Source organism: Streptomyces sp. Act143 (assembly GCF_003143935.1).
Taxonomy (GTDB): Bacteria; Actinomycetota; Actinomycetes; order Streptomycetales; family Streptomycetaceae; genus Streptomyces.
In genome coordinates, this window is record NZ_QFRX01000001.1 from 8881855 (window position 1) to 8900594 (window position 18740).

At 70.2% G+C, this 18740-nt stretch carries 19 protein-coding genes; 18 read left to right on the top strand and 1 reads right to left on the bottom strand.

All coding sequences use genetic code 11. The features are described 5' to 3' along the window. The first annotated feature begins 16 nt into the window (after positions 1-16). The 6 genes from DI272_RS40605 (at position 17) to nusB (ending at position 4894) form a co-directional block, all read left to right on the top strand. Positions 17-499, top strand: a complete 483-nt coding sequence (locus DI272_RS40605; protein ID WP_109501298.1) for a shikimate kinase — start codon at positions 17-19, stop codon at positions 497-499. Continuing rightward, positions 496-1587, top strand: a complete 1092-nt coding sequence (gene aroB, locus DI272_RS40610) for a 3-dehydroquinate synthase (RefSeq protein WP_109500158.1) — start codon at positions 496-498, stop codon at positions 1585-1587. Before DI272_RS40605 ends, aroB begins: the two co-directional genes overlap by 4 nt. Before the next feature lie 166 nt (positions 1588-1753). Next, a complete protein-coding gene (locus tag DI272_RS40615) occupies positions 1754-2656 on the top strand; it encodes a Pro-rich N-terminal domain-containing protein (protein ID WP_109501299.1) in 903 nt (300 codons plus the stop codon). A gap of 69 nt (positions 2657-2725) precedes the next feature. Then, positions 2726-3832: an aminopeptidase P family protein gene (locus tag DI272_RS40620; RefSeq protein WP_109500159.1), complete on the top strand. Its 1107-nt coding sequence runs from the start codon at positions 2726-2728 to the stop codon at positions 3830-3832. 58 nt (positions 3833-3890) lie between these two features. Further along, complete coding sequence (efp, locus tag DI272_RS40625; protein WP_015661807.1) at positions 3891-4457, top strand: elongation factor P; 567 nt, start codon at positions 3891-3893, stop codon at positions 4455-4457. A gap of 2 nt (positions 4458-4459) precedes the next feature. Further along, positions 4460-4894 carry a transcription antitermination factor NusB gene (gene nusB / locus DI272_RS40630; protein WP_109500160.1) on the top strand — a complete coding sequence of 145 codons (435 nt, stop codon included), beginning with the start codon at positions 4460-4462 and terminating at the stop codon, positions 4892-4894. A 199-nt stretch (positions 4895-5093) separates the two neighbouring features. Here the strand turns inward: nusB and bldD are convergent, their stop codons facing one another. Further along, on the bottom strand, positions 5094-5594 hold the full coding sequence (bldD, locus tag DI272_RS40635) for a transcriptional regulator BldD (protein ID WP_019059743.1): 501 nt from the start codon (positions 5592-5594) through the stop codon (positions 5094-5096). Positions 5595-5847: 253 nt separating this feature from the next. On the opposite strand from bldD, the gene pyrR reads away from it, so the two are divergent. From pyrR to coaBC, 12 genes are all read left to right on the top strand, one after another. Next, the gene (gene pyrR, locus DI272_RS40640; protein WP_109500161.1) at positions 5848-6429 is read left to right on the top strand and encodes a bifunctional pyr operon transcriptional regulator/uracil phosphoribosyltransferase PyrR; all 582 of its coding nucleotides are present in this window, start codon (positions 5848-5850) and stop codon (positions 6427-6429) included. Between the two features lie 78 nt (positions 6430-6507). Then, positions 6508-7485 (top strand): aspartate carbamoyltransferase catalytic subunit, encoded by a 978-nt coding sequence (locus DI272_RS40645; protein ID WP_109500162.1) that lies wholly within the window; start codon positions 6508-6510, stop codon positions 7483-7485. 5 nt (positions 7486-7490) lie between these two features. After that, positions 7491-8777, top strand: a complete 1287-nt coding sequence (locus DI272_RS40650; RefSeq protein WP_109500163.1) for a dihydroorotase — start codon at positions 7491-7493, stop codon at positions 8775-8777. Further along, on the top strand, positions 8774-9361 hold the full coding sequence (locus tag DI272_RS40655) for a hypothetical protein (RefSeq protein WP_109500164.1): 588 nt from the start codon (positions 8774-8776) through the stop codon (positions 9359-9361). The genes DI272_RS40650 and DI272_RS40655 overlap by 4 nt, the downstream gene beginning before the upstream one ends. Then, a complete protein-coding gene (carA, locus tag DI272_RS40660; RefSeq protein WP_109500165.1) occupies positions 9358-10500 on the top strand; it encodes a glutamine-hydrolyzing carbamoyl-phosphate synthase small subunit in 1143 nt (380 codons plus the stop codon). Before DI272_RS40655 ends, carA begins: the two co-directional genes overlap by 4 nt. After that, positions 10493-13801 carry a carbamoyl-phosphate synthase large subunit gene (carB, locus tag DI272_RS40665; protein WP_109500166.1) on the top strand — a complete coding sequence of 1103 codons (3309 nt, stop codon included), beginning with the start codon at positions 10493-10495 and terminating at the stop codon, positions 13799-13801. Before carA ends, carB begins: the two co-directional genes overlap by 8 nt. A gap of 51 nt (positions 13802-13852) precedes the next feature. Then, on the top strand, positions 13853-14959 hold the full coding sequence (locus tag DI272_RS40670; RefSeq protein WP_109500167.1) for a quinone-dependent dihydroorotate dehydrogenase: 1107 nt from the start codon (positions 13853-13855) through the stop codon (positions 14957-14959). Further along, positions 14956-15795: an orotidine-5'-phosphate decarboxylase gene (pyrF, locus tag DI272_RS40675; RefSeq protein ID WP_109500168.1), complete on the top strand. Its 840-nt coding sequence runs from the start codon at positions 14956-14958 to the stop codon at positions 15793-15795. Before DI272_RS40670 ends, pyrF begins: the two co-directional genes overlap by 4 nt. Positions 15796-16083: 288 nt before the next feature. Next, a complete protein-coding gene (locus DI272_RS40680; RefSeq protein WP_003977346.1) occupies positions 16084-16407 on the top strand; it encodes an integration host factor in 324 nt (107 codons plus the stop codon). A 60-nt stretch (positions 16408-16467) separates the two neighbouring features. Continuing rightward, positions 16468-17061, top strand: a complete 594-nt coding sequence (gene gmk, locus DI272_RS40685; RefSeq protein ID WP_109500169.1) for a guanylate kinase — start codon at positions 16468-16470, stop codon at positions 17059-17061. 65 nt (positions 17062-17126) lie between these two features. Next, positions 17127-17399 carry a DNA-directed RNA polymerase subunit omega gene (gene rpoZ, locus DI272_RS40690; protein ID WP_003982715.1) on the top strand — a complete coding sequence of 91 codons (273 nt, stop codon included), beginning with the start codon at positions 17127-17129 and terminating at the stop codon, positions 17397-17399. Positions 17400-17519: 120 nt separating this feature from the next. Continuing rightward, complete coding sequence (gene coaBC, locus DI272_RS40695) at positions 17520-18722, top strand: bifunctional phosphopantothenoylcysteine decarboxylase/phosphopantothenate--cysteine ligase CoaBC (protein WP_109501300.1); 1203 nt, start codon at positions 17520-17522, stop codon at positions 18720-18722. The last annotated feature ends 18 nt before the right edge of the window (positions 18723-18740 follow it).

Genomic DNA, 18740 nt, shown 5'->3' on the forward strand with positions numbered 1-18740 from the left:
GGTGCTCGTCGGCCCGATGGGCGTGGGCAAGTCCACCGTCGGCCAGCTGCTCGCCGAGCGGCTCGGCGTGGGCTACCGGGACACGGACGACGACATCGTCGCCGAGCAGGACCGGACCATCGCCGAGATCTTCGTCGACGAGGGCGAGCCCGCCTTCCGCGCGATCGAGAAGGCGGCGGTGGCGCGAGCCCTCGTCGAGCACGACGGCGTCCTCGCCCTGGGCGGCGGCGCGATCCTCGACGAGGACACACGCGCATCCCTCGTCGGCCTGCCGGTCGTCTACCTCTCGATGGACGTCGAGGAGGCCGTCAAGCGCACCGGCCTCAACGCGGCCCGCCCGCTGCTCGCCGTCAACCCGCGCAAGCAGTGGCGCGAGCTGATGGAGGCACGGCGGCACCTGTACGAGGGGATCGCCACAGCGGTCGTCGCGACGGACGGCCGTACGCCCGAAGAAGTCACCGAAGTCGCCCTGGACGCACTGGAGTTGAAGCAGGCATGAGTGAGGCAGTGACGCGGATCCAGGTCGGCGGCACCGCGGGCAGCGAGCCGTACGAGGTCCTGGTGGGCCGTCAACTCCTGGGCGAGCTCGGTGGGTTGATCGGCGACAAGGCCAAGCGGGTCGCGATCGTGCATCCCGAGGCGCTCGCCGAGACCGGTGAGGCCCTGCGGGCCGACCTCGCCGAGCAGGGCTACGAGGCGGTCGCCATCCAGGTGCCCAACGCGGAGGAGGCCAAGACCGCCGAGGTCGCCGCCTACTGCTGGAAGGCGCTCGGCCAGTCCGGGTTCACCCGTACCGACGTCGTCGTCGGCGTCGGTGGCGGCGCGACCACGGACCTCGCCGGTTTCGTGGCCGCGACCTGGCTGCGCGGGGTGCGCTGGATCGCGATCCCCACCACCGTGCTGGCGATGGTGGACGCGGCCGTCGGCGGCAAGACCGGCATCAACACCGCCGAGGGCAAGAACCTCGTCGGCGCCTTCCACCCGCCGGCCGGCGTCCTGTGCGACCTGGCCGCGCTGGACTCCCTCCCGGTCAACGACTACGTCTCCGGCCTCGCCGAGATCATCAAGGCCGGTTTCATCGCCGACCCGGTGATCCTGGACCTCATCGAGTCCGACCCGCAGGCCGCCCGCACCCCGGCCGGCCCGCACACGGCCGAGCTGATCGAGCGCTCCATCCGGGTCAAGGCCGAGGTCGTCTCGTCCGACCTCAAGGAGTCGGGCCTGCGCGAGATCCTCAACTACGGCCACACGCTCGCCCACGCCATCGAGAAGAACGAGCGCTACAAGTGGCGGCACGGCGCCGCGGTCTCCGTCGGCATGCACTTCGCCGCCGAACTCGGCCGCCTGGCAGGCCGGTTGGACGACGCGACGGCGGACCGTCACCGCACGGTCCTGGAGTCCGTCGGGCTGCCGCTGCACTACCGCTACGACCAGTGGCCCAAGCTGCTGGAGACCATGAAGGTCGACAAGAAGTCCCGCGGCGACCTGCTGCGCTTCATCGTCCTGGACGGACTGGGCAAGCCCACCGTCCTGGAGGGCCCCGACCCGGCCGTCCTGCTGGCCGCGTACGGAGAAGTGGGCGAGTAGCCCGCCGAGGAATCGTCCGTGCCCATGTGGCTTGCGGACGCGGGCACTTAGGGCCGTCCCCGGCCGTTCACCAAACGGCGGCCGGGGACGGTACCGTTCGGTAGGGAGCGGGTCCGCGCCCGTTCCGCCAGCGCCCATTGCCTTGTACGAGACGGAGTGGCACCGGATGCAGCACGCAGTGGGTTCTCCGCTGCCGCCGCCCCACCAGCCGGGGCACGGACCGGCCGTCGGCTGGTCGCCGGCCGCACACCACCCGGGTCCCCAGCACCCGGGCGCGCATCAGGGCTCTGCCCCGGTGCCCCCACCGCCCCCGGCCCCGGGTTTCGTCCCACCGTCGCACCAGCCGCCGCCCCAGCACCCCTCGGCGCCTCCGGCCCCGCCGCATCCGTCGGCGCCCCGGCATCCCTCGGCACCGCCCGCGCCGGACACCACCGGCCATGTGCCGCTGCCGCCCGGCGGCCCCGTCGGAGTGCCCAGCACCACACCCGCCGCGGCCACGCCAGACCCGACGAACACGACGCTCGCGGTCCTGCTCATCGGCCCGGCCGGCGCGGGCAAGACCAGCGTCGCCAAGTACTGGGCCGACCACCGCCGGGTGCCCACCGCCCACATCAGCCTCGACGACGTCCGCGAATGGGTCCGCTCCGGCTTCGCCGACCCCCAGTCCGGCTGGAACGACCACTCCGAGGCCCAGTACCGCCTGGCCCGCCGCACCTGCGGGTTCGCCGCCCGCAACTTCCTGGCCAACGGCATCTCCTGCATCCTCGACGACGCCGTCTTCCCGGACCGCCCGGTCGTCGGCCTCGGTGGCTGGAAGCGCCATGTGGGCCCGGGGCTCCTCCCCGTGGTCCTGCTGCCGGGTCTGGAGATCGTCCTGGAGCGCAACGCCGAGCGCTCGGGTAATCGCCGGCTCACCGATGAAGAGGTGGCGCGGATTCACGGCCGTATGGCGGGGTGGTACGGGTCGGGATTGCCGATCATCGACAATTCGCAGCTGGACGTGCCGCAGACGGCGCAGGTGCTGGACGACGTACTGGCACGTTCCATCGCCAGCCCGCCCACCTGGTAAAGGCCTCCCTTCGTCCCCCGAACGCCCTCCCAACCGGCATAAAACGGGCACCGCTCCTACGCTCGTGTCATGTCAGAGGTGTACGCGGCCCGCCGCTCCGAACTGAGAGCCCAGTGCAACGCGGCCGGTAGCGCGGCAGCACTGGTCACCCGTCCCGCCAACGTGCGCTACCTCGCCGGCGCCGCCCCCCAGGGCGCCGTCCTGCTGCTCGGCAGGACCGAGGACCTGCTCGTCTGCGCCGGACCGCCGGAGGACCGTCCCGCCGACGGACGCCCGGACGAGGCCCTGCGCCTGCACACCCTTCCCCGGGCCGGCGGGGACCCCGCCGTCGCGGCGGCGGACTTCGCCGCGGCGCAGGGCGCGGACTCACTCGCCGTGGAGGAACACCACCTCACGGTGGCGCGGCACAGGGAGATCCGCTCCGTCGTCCCGCGCCTGCGCCTCGCCGAGCTCGGCGGCGCCGTCGAGCAGCTCCGCGTCGTCAAGGACGAGGAGGAGATCTCCTGCCTCCGCATCGGCGCGGAGATCGCCGACCAGGCCCTCGGCGAGCTGCTGGAGTCCATCCTCGTAGGCCGCACCGAACGGCACCTCGCCCTCGAACTGGAGCGCCGCCTCGTCGACCACGGCGCCGACGGCCCCGCCTTCCCGACCTCCGTGGCCACCGGCCCGAACTCCGGCCGCCGCGCCCACCGGCCCACCGACCGGCGCGTGGAGGAGGGCGACTTCCTCTCCGTCTGCCTCGGCGCGACGTACCGCGGCTACCGCTGTGAGATCGGTCGGACGTTCGTCATCGGCACCTCGCCCGCCGACTGGCAGATCGAGCTGTACGACCTCGTCTTCGCCGCCCAGCGCGCCGGACGGGAGAGCCTGGCACCGGGCGCCGCCTACCGTGACGTGGACCGCGCCGCACGCCAGGTGCTGGACTCCGCGGGGTACGGCGAGGGCCTGTCACCCCTGACCGGACACGGCGTCGGACTCGAAATCGACGAGGACCCGCAGTTGGCCCCCGCGGCCATGGGTAAACTGGACGCTTGCGTGCCGGTCACCGTCGAACCGGGGGTCCACCTCCCGGGCCGGGGCGGCGTCCGGATCGATGACACGCTCGTCGTACGCCCCGAGGCGGACGGCGGACCCGAGCTACTCACCATCACGACCAAGGAGCTGCTCGCGCTGTAGCTTTCCGCTACGCGTGTGCGCCGGGGTCGTCCACGTCAGTCCAGGAGATTCCGCAACCGTGGCTTCCACGAACGACCTCAAGAACGGCATGGTGCTCAAGCTCGAAGGCGGCCAGCTCTGGTCCGTCGTCGAGTTCCAGCACGTCAAGCCCGGCAAGGGCCCGGCCTTCGTGCGCACCAAGCTCAAGAACGTGCTGTCCGGGAAGGTCGTCGACAAGACCTTCAACGCCGGCGTGAAGGTCGAGACGGCCACCGTCGACAAGCGCGACATGCAGTTCTCCTACATGGACGGCGAGTACTTCGTCTTCATGGACATGGAGACCTACGACCAGCTCATGGTCGACCGCAAGGCCGTCGGCGACGCCGCCAACTTCCTGATCGAGGGCTTCACCGCCACCGTCGCGCAGCACGAGGGCGAGGTGCTCTTCGTCGAGCTGCCGGCCGCCGTCGAGCTCGTCATCCAGGAGACCGAGCCGGGCGTGCAGGGCGACCGCTCCACCGGTGGCACCAAGCCCGCCACCCTGGAGACCGGCCACCAGATCCAGGTCCCGCTCTTCATCACCACCGGTGAGAAGATCAAGGTCGACACCCGCACGAGCGACTACCTCGGCCGGGTGAACAGCTAACCGTGGCTGCCCGTAACACGGCCCGCAAGCGCGCCTTCCAGATCCTCTTCGAGGGCGACCAGCGCGGGGCCGACGTCCTGACGGTCCTCGCGGACTGGATCCGGCTCTCCCGGACCGACACCCGGCAGCCGCCGGTGAGCGAGTACACGATGCAGCTGGTCGAGGGCTACGCGGAGCACGCGAAGCGCATCGACGAGCTGATCGCGCAGTACTCCGTCGGCTGGACGCTCGACCGGATGCCGGTCGTCGACCGCAACATCCTGCGGCTCGGCGCCTACGAGCTGATCTGGGTCGACGGGACGCCGGACGCGGTCGTCCTGGACGAGATGGTGGAGATCGCCAAGGAGTTCTCCACGGACGAGTCTCCGGCGTTCGTGAACGGCCTGCTCGGCCGTCTCAAGGACCTGAAGCCCACGCTGCGCCGCGAAGAGGCGTAAGCGCAGAGGTACGGCATCGCCAGGGGGCCCGCAGCGTGAGTGCTGCGGGCCCCCTGGCGTGTCCGTGCCCGGGAGACCTCCTCAGGAGGCGCATACGTGCCCTGGAGGCACCTCAGGGGCGCAGAAAGCCGCCGGGGTGGCCGGAACCGTGAAGTTCCGGCCACCCCGGCGGCACGTTTCTGCTGAGGCGGGAAGCGGCTCAGTTCTCCTCGTGGGACACCGCGCGACGCGCGTCCGCGTCCAGCACGCCCCAGCTGATCAGCTGCTCGGTCAGGACCGAGGGCGACTGGTCGTAGATGACGGCGAGTGTGCGCAGGTCGTCCTGGCGGATCGAGAGCACCTTGCCGTTGTAGTCACCGCGCTGCGACTGGATCGTCGCGGCGTAGCGCTGGAGGGGGCCCGCCTTCTCGGCCGGCACGTGGGCCAGCCGCTCCAGGTCGAGGACCAGCTTCGGCGGCGGCTCGGCGGCGCCGCCCGGAGTGGTGCCCGGCAGCAGTTCCTGGACGGGTACCCCGTAGAAATCCGCCAACTCGGCGAGGCGCTGCACGGTCACGGCACGGTCGCCGCGCTCGTACGATCCGACCACGACCGCCTTCCAGCGTCCCTGGGACTTCTCCTCGACACCGTGGAGGGAAAGGCCCTGCTGGGTGCGGATGGCCCGGAGCTTCGCCCCGAGCTGTTTGGCGTATTCGCTGGACATATAGCTCCCCGGCACTGTGTCGACGCGGCAGGCACGGGCGCCGTACCGCGCGGCTGGTAACTCACTGTGAGGTTACGCAGCGTTACTCTTCTGCGTCAAGCCGAATGAGCCGCACCGACTCTTCCGAGGTGGCGGTGGCCGATTAGGCCATGGGGGTGATCAGGCGTGTCCTCGGGGCCTGCTACCGTGGATGGCGCAATTCCGACGTCCTTTAAGGTCCGTCCCGTGAGGCGGAGAAGGAGGTCCGTTTCGTATGGACAAGCAGCAGGACACCCAGCAGGACGCTCAGCCGTCCGATGCGCGGCCCGTTCTCGAGGGCCCCGACATCGCACGCGTGCTGACCCGCATCGCCCACGAGATCGTCGAACGCGCCAAGGGCGCCGACGACGTGGTGCTCCTCGGCATCCCGACCCGAGGCGTCTTCCTCGCCCAGCGGCTCGCCGCCAAGCTGGAAGCCATCACCGACCGCAAGATTCCGGTCGGTTCGCTCGACATCACCATGTACCGCGACGATCTGCGTATGCACCCGCCGCGCGCGCTGGCCCGCACCGAGATTCCCGGTGACGGCATCGACGGCCGCCTCGTCGTCCTCGTCGACGACGTCCTGTTCTCCGGTCGCACCATCCGCGCCGCCCTCGACGCCCTGAACGACATCGGGCGCCCGCGCGCGGTGCAGCTCGCGGTCCTGGTCGACCGCGGCCACCGCGAACTGCCCATCCGCGCCGACTACGTCGGCAAGAACCTCCCCACGTCGCTGCGGGAGACGGTCAAGGTCCAGCTCGCCGAGGAGGACGGTCGCGACACCGTGCTGCTCGGTGCCAAGCCGACCCAGTAGCAAGCCGTACGGCACGCCTCGCCTCGGCATGCCCGCACTTGCCCGTAATCTCCCGAACTTCCTTACGGAGCCTGACAGATGCAGCGTCATCTCATCTCGGCCGCCGACCTCACCCGTGACGACGCCGTCCTGATCCTCGACACCGCCGAGGAGATGGCCCGGGTCGCCGACCGGCCGATCAAGAAGCTGCCGACCCTGCGCGGCCGCACCGTCGTCAACCTCTTCTTCGAGGACTCCACGCGCACGCGTATCTCCTTCGAAGCCGCGGAGAAGCGCCTCTCCGCCGACGTCATCAACTTCACCGCCAAGGGATCGAGCGTCTCCAAGGGCGAGTCCCTGAAGGACACCGCGCAGACGCTGGAGGCCATGGGCGTCGACGCCGTGGTCATCCGGCACGGTGCCTCCGGGGCGCCGTACCGCCTCGCCAACTCCGGCTGGATCGACGCGGCCGTCATCAACGCCGGTGACGGGACCCACCAGCACCCCACGCAGGCCCTGTTGGACGCCTTCACCATGCGCCGCCGGCTCGTCGGCCGGGACGCCGGACTCGGGCAGGACCTGTCCGGCCGGCGCATCACGATCGTCGGCGACGTCCTGCACAGCCGGGTCGCCCGCTCCAACGTCGACCTGCTGCACACCCTCGGCGCCGAGGTCACCCTCGTCGCCCCGCCGACCCTGGTGCCGGTCGGCGTCGAGACCTGGCCCTGCGAGGTGTCGTACGACCTCGACAGCACGCTCGCCAAGTCCGACGCGGTGATGATGCTGCGCGTGCAGCGCGAGCGCATGAACGCCGCGTTCTTCCCGACCGAGCGCGAGTACTCGCGGCGCTACGGCCTCGACGGCGAGCGCATGGCGAAGATGCCCGAGCACGCCATCGTGATGCACCCCGGGCCGATGGTCCGCGGCATGGAGATCACCGCCGAGGTCGCCGACTCCGACCGCTGCACCGTCGTCGAGCAGGTCGCAAACGGAGTCTCCATCCGGATGGCCGTCCTGTACCTGCTGCTGGGCGGCAACGAGCCCGCCGTCAGCCACACCCGTATCGAGGAGAAGTAAGAGACATGAGCAAGATCCTGATCCGTGGTGCGAAGGTGCTCGGCGGCGAGCCGCAGGACGTCCTGATCGACGGCGCGGTCATCGAGGCCGTCGGTACAGGGCTCTCCGCCGAGGGCGCCGAGGTCGTGGAGGCCGCCGGCAAGGTGCTGCTGCCGGGCCTGGTCGACCTGCACACCCATCTGCGCGAGCCCGGCCGTGAGGACTCCGAGACCGTCCTGACCGGCACGCGCGCCGCCGCCTCCGGCGGCTACACGGCCGTGTTCGCCATGGCCAACACCTTCCCCGTCGCCGACACCGCCGGTGTCGTCGAGCAGGTCTACCGGCTCGGCCAGGAGCACGGCTACTGCGATGTGCAGCCCATCGGCGCCGTCACCGTCGGCCTGGAGGGCAAGAAGCTCGCCGAGCTCGGTGCCATGCACGAGTCGGCCGCGGGCGTCACCGTCTTCTCCGACGACGGCAAGTGCGTCGACGACGCCGTCATCATGCGGCGGGCGCTGGAGTACGTGAAGGCCTTCGGCGGGGTCGTCGCCCAGCACGCGCAGGAGCCGCGGCTGACCGAGGGCGCCCAGATGAACGAGGGCATCGTCTCCGCCGAGCTGGGACTCGGCGGGTGGCCGGCGGTGGCCGAGGAGTCGATCATCGCCCGGGACGTGCTGCTCGCCGAGCACGTGGGTTCCCGGGTCCACATCTGCCACCTGTCGACCGCCGGTTCGGTGGAGATCGTCCGCTGGGCCAAGTCCCGCGGCATCGACGTGACCGCCGAGGTCACCCCGCACCACCTGCTCCTCACCGACGAGCTGGTGCGCACCTACAACCCGGTCTACAAGGTCAACCCGCCGCTGCGCACCGAGCGCGACGTGCTGGCCCTGCGCGAGGCCCTGGCCGACGGCACGATCGACATCGTCGCCACCGACCACGCCCCGCACCCGCACGAGGACAAGGACTGCGAGTGGGCCGCGGCCGCCATGGGGATGGTGGGCTTGGAGACCGCGTTGTCAGTGGTGCAGGAGACCATGGTGGACACCGGGCTCCTCACCTGGGCCGGGGTCGCCGAGCGCATGTCCTTCAAGCCCGCCCAGATCGGCCGGGCCACGGGGCACGGGCGTCCCGTCTCGGCTGGTGAGCCCGCCAACCTCACGCTCGTCGACACGGCATACCGTGGGGACGTGGACCCCGCGGGCTTCGCCTCGCGCAGCCGGAACACCCCGTACGAGGGGCGGGAGCTGCCGGGCCGTGTGACGCACACGTGGCTCCGGGGCAAGGCCACGCTCGTCGACGGGAAGCTCACGTGACACCTGTAATCCTGCTGGCCGGCGGACTCGCAGCCGAGAAGGAATCGGCCGAGGTCACCGACTGGGCCGCACGCATCGGCTGGCTCGTCGGGCTGGCGCTGTTCGTCGCCCTCATCTACTGGCTGATGCGCGAGGGCTGGAAGTGGCGCGGCACGCTCCAGGGCGACCTGCCCGAGCTGCCCGACGCGCCGGACGACCTCGGTGCGGCGAGACTGACGATGAGCGGCCGCTACCACGGCTCCACCACCGCCGGGCAGTGGCTCGACCGCATCGTGGCGCACGGCCTCGGCACCCGCAGCCGGGTCGAGCTCACGCTGACGGACGCGGGACTGGACGTCGTACGCCCCGGTGCGACCGACTTCTTCGTCCCGGTCGGCGCGCTGCGGGAGGCCGTGCTCGGCAAAGGCATCGCCGGCAAGGTGCTCACCGAAGGCGGCCTGCTGATCGTGACCTGGGAGCACGGGGACAAGCTGATCGACTCCGGCTTCCGCTCCGACCACGCGGCCGAGCACAACGAGTGGGTCGACGCCATTAACTCCATGATCAACAAGACGGACAAGACGGAAACGGAAGGCGCACGATGACGACCTCCACAAGGGGAGCCTCGAAGGTTCCCGCGGTACTCGTCCTGGAGGACGGCCGGATCTTCCGCGGCCGCGCCTACGGGGCCGTGGGGGTGACCTTCGGCGAGGCGGTCTTCTCCACCGGCATGACCGGCTACCAGGAGACCCTCACGGACCCGTCGTACCACCGCCAGGTCGTCGTGATGACGGCCCCGCACGTCGGCAACACCGGCGTCAACGACGAGGACCCCGAGTCCAAGCAGATCTGGGTCGCCGGATACGTCGTGCGCGACCCCGCGCGCGTGCCCTCCAACTGGCGCTCGCGCCGCTCCCTGGACGAGGAGCTGGCCAAGCAGGGCGTCGTCGGCATCTCCGGCATCGACACCCGCGCGCTCACCCGCCACCTGCGCGAGCGCGGCGCCATGCGGGTCGGCATCTTCTCCGGCAACGCGCTGCCCGACGAGGGCACCATGCTCACCGAGGTCCGCCAGGCCCCCGAGATGAAGGGCGCCGACCTCTCCGCGGAGGTCGCCACCAAGGAGGCGTACGTCGTCCCCGCGCTCGGCGAGAAGAAGTTCACCGTCGCCGCGGTCGACCTCGGCATCAAGGGCATGACCCCGCACCGCATGGCCGAACGCGGCATCGAGGTGCACGTCCTGCCGGCCACGGCGACCGTCGAGGACGTCTACGCCGTCAACCCGGACGGTGTCTTCTTCTCCAACGGTCCCGGCGACCCGGCCACCGCCGACCACGCCGTCTCCGTCATGCAGGGCGTGCTGGAGCGCAAGACGCCGCTCTTCGGCATCTGCTTCGGCAACCAGATCCTGGGCCGCTCGCTCGGCTTCGGCACCTACAAGCTGAAGTACGGCCACCGCGGCATCAACCAGCCGGTGCAGGACCGTACGACCGGCAAGGTCGAGGTCACCGCGCACAACCACGGCTTCGCCGTCGACGCCCCGCTCGACAAGGTCTCCGAGACCCCCTACGGCCGCGCCGAGGTCTCCCACGTCTGCCTCAACGACAACGTGGTGGAGGGCCTCCAGCTGCTCGACCAGCCGGCCTTCAGCGTCCAGTACCACCCCGAAGCGGCAGCGGGCCCGCACGACGCCGCCTACCTGTTCGACCGCTTCGTTTCCCTGATGGAGGGCCAGCGTGCCTAAGCGCACCGATATCCAGTCCGTCCTGGTCATCGGCTCCGGCCCGATCGTCATCGGCCAGGCCGCCGAGTTCGACTACTCCGGCACCCAGGCGTGCCGGGTCCTGAAGGCCGAGGGCCTCAGGGTCATCCTGGTCAACTCCAACCCCGCGACGATCATGACCGACCCGGAGATCGCCGACGCCACCTACGTCGAGCCGATCACCCCCGAGTTCGTCGAGAAGATCATCGCCAAGGAGCGCCCCGACGTCCTGCTGCCCACCCTGGGCGGTCAGACGGCCCTCAACACGGCCATCTCGCTACACGAGGCGGGGACGCTGGAGAAGTACGGCGTCGAGCTGATCGGCGCCAATGTCGAGGCCATCAACAAGGGCGAGGACCGCGACCTGTTCAAGGAGGTCGTCGAGGAGGTCCGCAAGAAGATCGGGCACGGCGAGTCCGCCCGCTCGGTCATCTGCCACTCCATGGACGACGTCCTCAAGGGCGTCGAGACCCTCGGCGGCTACCCGGTCGTCGTCCGCCCGTCCTTCACCATGGGCGGCGCCGGCTCCGGCTTCGCCCACGACGAGGACGAACTGCGCCGTATCGCCGGCCAGGGCCTCACGCTCTCCCCGACCACCGAGGTGCTCCTGGAGGAGTCCATCCTCGGCTGGAAGGAGTACGAGCTGGAGCTGATGCGCGACAAGCACGACAACGTCGTGGTCGTCTGCTCCATCGAGAACTTCGACCCCATGGGCGTGCACACCGGCGACTCGATCACCGTCGCGCCCGCGATGACGCTCACCGACCGCGAGTACCAGGTGCTGCGCGACGTCGGCATCGCGATCATCCGCGAGGTCGGCGTCGACACCGGCGGCTGCAACATCCAGTTCGCGGTCAACCCCGAGGACGGTCGTGTGATCGTCATCGAGATGAACCCGCGCGTGTCCCGGTCCTCGGCGCTCGCCTCCAAGGCGACCGGCTTCCCGATCGCCAAGATCGCCGCCAAGCTGGCCGTCGGCTACACCCTGGACGAGATCCCGAACGACATCACGCAGGAGACCCCGGCCTCCTTCGAGCCCACGCTCGACTACGTGGTCGTCAAGGCCCCGCGCTTCGCCTTCGAGAAGTTCCCGCAGGCCGACTCCACGCTGACCACCACCATGAAGTCGGTCGGCGAAGCCATGGCCATCGGCCGCAACTTCACCGAGGCCTTCCAGAAGGCGCTGCGCTCGCTGGAGAAGAAGGGCAGCCAGTTCACCTTCGTCGGCGACCCCGGCGACAAGGAAGCCCTGCTCGCGGAGTCCGTGCGGCCCACCGACGGCCGGATCAACACCGTCATGCAGGCCATCCGCGCGGGTGCCACGCCGCAGGAGATCTTCGAGTACACGAAGATCGACCCCTGGTTCGTCGACCAGCTCTTCCTCATCAAGGAGATCGCCGACGAACTCGCCGAGGCCTCGGAGCTCACCCCCGACCTGCTGGCCGAGGCCAAGCGGCACGGCTTCTCCGACCAGCAGATCGGCGAGATCCGCGGGCTGCGCGAGGACGTCGTCCGCGAGGTGCGGCACGCGCTCGGCATCCGTCCGGTCTACAAGACGGTCGACACCTGCGCCGCCGAGTTCGCCGCCAGGACGCCGTACTTCTACTCCTCCTACGACGAGGAGACCGAGGTCGCGCCGCGCGAGAAGCCCGCGGTCATCATCCTGGGCTCCGGCCCCAACCGCATCGGCCAGGGCATCGAGTTCGACTACTCCTGCGTCCACGCCTCCTTCGCGCTGAGCGACGCCGGGTACGAGACCGTGATGGTCAACTGCAACCCCGAGACCGTCTCCACGGACTACGACACCTCCGACCGCCTGTACTTCGAGCCGCTGACGCTGGAAGACGTGCTGGAGATCGTCCACGCGGAGTCCCTCGCGGGCCCGATCGCCGGTGTCGTCGTCCAGCTGGGCGGCCAGACCCCGCTGGGCCTGTCGCAGGCGCTGAAGGACAACGGCGTGCCGATCGTCGGTACGTCCCCGGAGGCCATCCACGCCGCCGAGGACCGCGGCGCCTTCGGGCGCGTGCTCGCCGAGGCGGGCCTGCCCGCCCCCAAGCACGGCACCGCGACCACCTTCGCGGAGGCCAAGGCCATCGCCGATGAGATCGGCTACCCGGTCCTCGTCCGACCGTCGTACGTCCTCGGCGGACGCGGCATGGAGATCGTCTACGACGAGACCCGCCTCGCCTCCTACATCGCCGAGTCGACCGAGATCAGCCCCTCCCGGCCGGTCCTCGTCGACCGCTTCCTGGACGACGCGATCGAGATCGACGTCGACGCCCTCTACGACGGCACCGAGCTCTACCTCGGCGGCGTCATGGAGCACATCGAGGAGGCCGGCATCCACTCCGGCGACTCGGCGTGCGCCCTGCCCCCGATCACGCTGGGCGGCTTCGACATCAAGCGGCTGCGCGCCTCCACCGAGGCCATCGCCAAGGGCGTCGGCGTGCGCGGCCTGATCAACATCCAGTTCGCGATGGCCGGGGACATCCTCTACGTCCTCGAAGCCAACCCGCGCGCGTCCCGCACCGTCCCCTTCACCTCGAAGGCGACCGCGGTACCGCTCGCCAAGGCCGCCGCCCGGATCTCGCTCGGTGCGACCATCGCCGAACTGCGCGCCGAGGGCCTGCTCCCGGCCAACGGCGACGGCGGTGAGCTGCCCTTCGACGCGCCGATCTCCGTCAAGGAGGCGGTCATGCCGTGGTCGCGCTTCCGCGACGTCCAGGGCCGCGGCGTCGACACGGTCCTCGGCCCGGAGATGCGCTCCACCGGCGAGGTCATGGGCATCGACGCCGTCTTCGGCACGGCGTACGCCAAGTCGCAGGCCGGCGCCTACGGCCCGCTGCCCACCAAGGGCCGTGCCTTCATCTCGGTGGCCAACCGGGACAAGCGGTCGATGATCTTCCCCGCGCGTGAGCTGGTCGCCCACGGCTTCGAGCTGATGGCCACCTCCGGCACCGCCGAGGTCCTCAAGCGCAACGGCATCAACGCCACGATCGTGCGCAAGCAGTCCGAGGGCACCGGTCCCAACGGCGAGAAGACCATCGTCCAGCTCATCCACGACGGCGAGGTCGACCTCATCGTCAACACCCCGTACGGCACCGGTGGCCGCCTCGACGGCTACGAGATCCGTACGGCGGCCGTGGCGCGCTCGGTGCCGTGCCTGACGACGGTCCAGGCGCTCGCCGCCGCCGTCCAGGGCATCGACGCCCTCAACCACGGTGACGTGGGCGTCCGTTCGCTCCAGGAACACGCGGAACACCTGACCGCGGCCCGCGACTAGCAGCCCTGAGGGGGACACCGGAAACGGTGTCCCCCTCTTCGTGAGGACACCATGTACAAGATCTTCTTCAACCTCGTCTTCAAACGGATGGACCCCGAGAAGGCCCACTACCTGGCCTTCCGCTGGATCCGGCTGGCAGTCCGGATCCCGGTACTGCGCACGTTCGTCGCGGCGGCCCTCGCGCCCCGCCACAAGGAACTCCGCACCGAGGCCTTCGGCCTGCGCATGCACGGCCCCTTCGGGCTCGCCGCCGGCTTCGACAAGAACGCGGTCGCGATCGACGGCATGTCGATGCTCGGCTTCGACCACGTCGAGATCGGCACCGTGACCGGGGAGGCCCAGCCCGGCAACCCCAAGAAGCGCCTGTTCCGCCTCGTGCCGGACCGCGCGCTCATCAACCGCATGGGCTTCAACAACGAGGGCTCGCTGGCCGTGGCCGCCCGCCTGGCGTCCCGTACGCCCGTCTTCAAGACGGTCGTGGGCGTCAACATCGGCAAGACCAAGGTCGTCCCCGAGGCCGAGGCCGCCGCGGACTACGTGAAGTCGACCGAGCGGCTCGCGCCGTACGCCGACTACCTCGTCGTGAACGTGTCGTCGCCGAACACCCCGGGACTGCGCAATCTGCAGGCCACGGAGTCGTTGCGGCCACTGCTGAGCGCCGTGCGCGAGGCCGCCGACCGTACCGTCACCTCACGTCGCGTCCCGCTCCTGGTGAAGATCGCGCCGGACCTCGCGGACGAGGACGTCGACGCGGTCGCCGACCTGGCCGTCGAACTCGGTCTGGACGGGATCATCGCCACGAACACCACCATCGCGCGCGAGGGCCTCGGTCTGACATCCGAACCCTCGCTGGTGAAGGAGACCGGTGGGCTCTCCGGGGCGCCCCTGAAGGTCCGCTCCCTGGAGGTGCTCAGGCGCCTCTACGCGCGCGTGGGCGACCGGATCACGCTCGTCGGCGTCGGCGGCATCGAGAACGCCGAGGACGCCTGGCAGCGCATCCTCGCCGGTGCCACGCTCGTACAGGGCTACAGCGCGTTCATCTACGAAGGCCCCTTCTGGGGCCGAGCCATCCACAAGGGGCTCGCCGCGCGGCTGCGCACGAGCCCGTACGCCACGCTCGCCGACGCCGTCGGCGCCGATGTGAGGGAGACCGCATGACCGACTCTTTCGGCACCCGCCTGCGCCGTGCCATGGACGAGCGCGGCCCGCTGTGCGTCGGCATCGACCCGCACGCCTCCCTGCTCACCGAGTGGGGTCTGAACGACGACGTGGCCGGCCTGGAGCGGTTCAGCCGCACGGTCGTCGAGGCGCTGGCCGACCGGGTCGCCGTCTTCAAGCCGCAGGCCGCGTTCTTCGAGCGCTTCGGCTCGCGCGGCGTGGCCGTCCTGGAGAAGACCGTCGAGGAGGCGCGGGCGGGCGGCGCGCTGGTCGTCATGGACGCCAAGCGCGGCGACATCGGCTCGACCATGGCCGCGTACGCCGAGGCCTTCCTGCGCAAGGACTCGCCGCTGTTCTCGGACGCGCTGACCGTCTCGCCGTACCTCGGCTACGGCTCGCTGTCGCCGGCGATCGCGCTGGCGCGGGAGAGCGGCGCCGGGCTGTTCGTGCTGGCGCTCACCTCCAACCCCGAGGGCGGCGAGGTGCAGCACGCGGTCCGCGCGGACGGCCGGAACGTGGGGGCGACCATGCTGGCCCACCTCGCGGCCGAGAACACGGGCGAGGAGCCCCTCGGCTCCTTCGGGGCGGTCGTCGGCGCCACGCTCGGCGATCTGTCCTCCTACGACCTGGACATCAACGGCCCGCTCCTCGCGCCCGGTATCGGCGCCCAGGGGGCCACTCCGGCCGATCTGCCGGCGGTGTTCGGCAAGGTGCTGCGCAATGTGCTGCCCAACGTCAGCCGGGGCGTGCTGCGGCACGGTCCCGACGTCGGCGCGCTGCGGGAGTCCGCGGAGCGGTTCGCGGCGGAGATCAAGGCGGCTGTGGCGCTCGTATGACGGTCGTCCGCAGCGTTCGAGACGCTTCCGCGAGTCCTCCGATGAGTGTTCCCGCGGCGACTTGAGTCTGAATACATCCTCAAATCAGGGGCAGTATGTCTGAAATGTCCGGCCTGACGGAGGCTGACCAGGACTTTTCCGCTGTTCTCGCTGACTCTGGCGGAGTTGGCCGCTAGTCTCCGAGCAGAGTCTGTGGGCAAGCGTGTTGCTCGTGGCTCCCCAGGTGTGGGGCGACTAGGTTCCTCACCGGTCCGTATCCGACAGTTCAACATCCGAGGTGACGTAGGCGTGGCTCTTCCGCCCCTTACCCCTGAACAGCGCGCAGCCGCGCTCGAAAAGGCCGCCGCGGCTCGCCGGGAGCGGGCCGAGGTCAAGAATCGACTCAAGCACTCCGGCGCCTCCCTTCACGAGGTCATCAAGCAGGGCCAGGAGAACGACGTCATCGGCAAGATGAAGGTCTCCGCGCTGCTCGAGTCCCTGCCGGGCGTGGGCAAGGTCCGCGCCAAGCAGATCATGGAGCGACTCGGTATCTCCGAGAGCCGCCGTGTGCGTGGTCTCGGCTCGAACCAGATCGCTTCCCTGGAGCGTGAATTCGGCAGCACCGGCTCCTGAGTCCGGCCTCCGCCGGACCGGGAGTCCCGGGCACTCCGGGATTGCTGGAATAATCGCTGCATGGCTGCAACATTCCGGGGGACGACCCCCGAGCCCCCGGACGTACGTCCGCGGCTGACCGTGCTCTCCGGCCCCTCCGGGGTCGGCAAGAGCACGGTCGTCGCCCATATGCGCAAGGAACACCCCGAGGTCTGGCTCTCGGTGTCGGCGACGACCCGCAAGCCCCGCCCGGGCGAACAGCACGGAGTCCACTACTTCTTCGTCAGCGACGAGGAGATGGACAAGCTGATCGCCAACGGCGAGCTGCTGGAGTGGGCCGAGTTCGCCGGGAACCGCTACGGCACCCCCCGCAAGGCCGTCCTGGAGCGGCTGGAGGCCGGGGAGGGCGTCCTGCTGGAGATCGACCTCCAGGGCGCTCGTCAGGTCCGGGAGTCCATGCCCGAGGCCCAGCTGGTGTTCCTGGCTCCCCCCTCCTGGGAGGAGCTCGTGCGCAGACTCACCGGACGCGGTACCGAGCCGCCCGAGGTGATCGAGCGACGTCTCGACGCCGCGAAGGTGGAACTGGCGGCCGAGCCCGAGTTCGACGAGACCCTGGTCAACACCTCCGTCGAGGACGTGGCGCGTGAGCTGCTAGCCTTGATGGACGTTGTGTGATCGATGCTGTTCAGTCAGCGTTGATCATTCAGACTGAATCTTTCCCATCCATCGGAAGGCAGAGCGTGTCCTCTTCCATCACCGCGCCCGAGGGCATCATCAACCCTCCGATCGACGAGCTCCTCGAGGCCACCGACTCGAAGTACAGCCTCGTGATCTACGCCGCCAAGCGCGCCCGTCAGATCAACGCGTACTACTCGCAGCTCGGCGAGGGCCTCCTCGAGTACGTCGGTCCGCTCGTCGACACCCACGTCCACGAGAAGCCGCTGTCGATCGCGCTCCGCGAGATCAACGCGGGTCTGCTGACGTCCGAGGCCGTCGAGGGCCCGGCGCAGTAAGTCGTATTTCCAGCTTTCAGCTGGCTTTTCCACAGGCCCGGCAGCGCGACTGTCGGGCCTGTGGTGTGTCATGGAGTCCTGGGTTCGAGGGAGTCCTAGGTTCGAGGGATGGGAGACCTGGTGGACAAGCCGAGGGTCGTGCTGGGGGTCAGCGGTGGCATCGCCGCGTACAAGGCCTGTGAGCTGCTGCGGAGGCTGACGGAGTCGGGTCATGACGTGCGCGTCGTCCCCACCGCCTCCGCGCTGCACTTCGTCGGCGCCGCCACATGGTCGGCCCTGTCCGGCAACCCTGTCTCGACGGAGGTGTGGGACGACGTCCACGAGGTGCCGCACGTCCGCATCGGACAGCACGCCGACCTGGTCGTCGTCGCCCCGGCGACCGCCGACATGCTCGCCAAGGCGGCCCACGGCCTGGCCGACGACCTGCTCACCAACACGCTCCTGACCGCCCGCTGCCCGGTCGTCTTCGCCCCGGCCATGCACACGGAGATGTGGGAACACCCGGCCACCCAGGAGAACGTGGCGACGCTGCGCCGCCGCGGCGCGGTCGTCATCGAGCCCGCCGTCGGGCGGCTCACCGGCGTCGACACCGGCAAGGGCCGCCTGCCCGACCCGGCGGAGATCTTCGAGGTGTGCCGCCGGGTCCTCGCGAGGGGCGTGCGGGAGCCCGATCTCGCCGGCCGCCATGTCGTCGTCAGCGCCGGCGGCACCCGCGAGCCCCTCGACCCGGTCCGCTTCCTCGGCAACCGCTCCTCCGGCAAGCAGGGGTACGCCCTCGCCCGCACCGCCGCCGCGCGCGGTGCCCGGGTCACGCTCGTCGCCGCGAACACCGGCCTGCCGGACCCGGCGGGCGTGGACGTCGTCCCGGTCGGCACGGCCGTCCAGATGCGCGAGGCGGTGCTCAAGGCGGCCGCGGACGCCGACGCGGTCGTCATGGCCGCGGCGGTCGCGGACTTCCGGCCCGAGAGCTACGCGACCGGAAAGATCAAGAAGAAGGACGGCCAGGAACCGGACCCCCTCGTGCTGGTGCGGAATCCGGACATCCTGGCCGAGATCTCGGCCGACCGTGCCCGCGACGGACAGGTGATCGTCGGGTTCGCCGCCGAGACGGACGACGTGCTGGCCAACGGCCGCACCAAACTCGCCCGCAAGGGCTGCGACCTCCTCGTCGTCAACGAGGTGGGCGAACGCAAGACCTTCGGGGCGGAGGAGAACGAAGCGGTGGTGCTGGGCGCCGACGGCACGGAGACCCCGGTGCCGCACGGCCCCAAGGAGGCCTTGGCCGAAATCGTGTGGGACCTGGTGGCCGGGCGCCTGCGCTGAATGTTTCATTCACTTCAC

Coding starts and splice junctions, on each gene's coding strand:
- gmk (WP_109500169.1), top strand. CDS start 16,468: ATGGCTGCAACATTCCGGGGGACGACCCCCGAGCCCCCGGACGTACGT.
- DI272_RS40615 (WP_109501299.1), top strand. CDS start 1,754: ATGCAGCACGCAGTGGGTTCTCCGCTGCCGCCGCCCCACCAGCCGGGG.
- bldD (WP_019059743.1), bottom strand. CDS start 5,594: ATGTCCAGCGAATACGCCAAACAGCTCGGGGCGAAGCTCCGGGCCATC.
- DI272_RS40620 (WP_109500159.1), top strand. CDS start 2,726: ATGTCAGAGGTGTACGCGGCCCGCCGCTCCGAACTGAGAGCCCAGTGC.
- pyrF (WP_109500168.1), top strand. CDS start 14,956: ATGACCGACTCTTTCGGCACCCGCCTGCGCCGTGCCATGGACGAGCGC.
- carA (WP_109500165.1), top strand. CDS start 9,358: ATGACGACCTCCACAAGGGGAGCCTCGAAGGTTCCCGCGGTACTCGTC.
- DI272_RS40605 (WP_109501298.1), top strand. CDS start 17: ATGGGCGTGGGCAAGTCCACCGTCGGCCAGCTGCTCGCCGAGCGGCTC.
- DI272_RS40645 (WP_109500162.1), top strand. CDS start 6,508: ATGCAGCGTCATCTCATCTCGGCCGCCGACCTCACCCGTGACGACGCC.
- DI272_RS40650 (WP_109500163.1), top strand. CDS start 7,491: ATGAGCAAGATCCTGATCCGTGGTGCGAAGGTGCTCGGCGGCGAGCCG.
- pyrR (WP_109500161.1), top strand. CDS start 5,848: ATGGACAAGCAGCAGGACACCCAGCAGGACGCTCAGCCGTCCGATGCG.
- DI272_RS40670 (WP_109500167.1), top strand. CDS start 13,853: ATGTACAAGATCTTCTTCAACCTCGTCTTCAAACGGATGGACCCCGAG.
- aroB (WP_109500158.1), top strand. CDS start 496: ATGAGTGAGGCAGTGACGCGGATCCAGGTCGGCGGCACCGCGGGCAGC.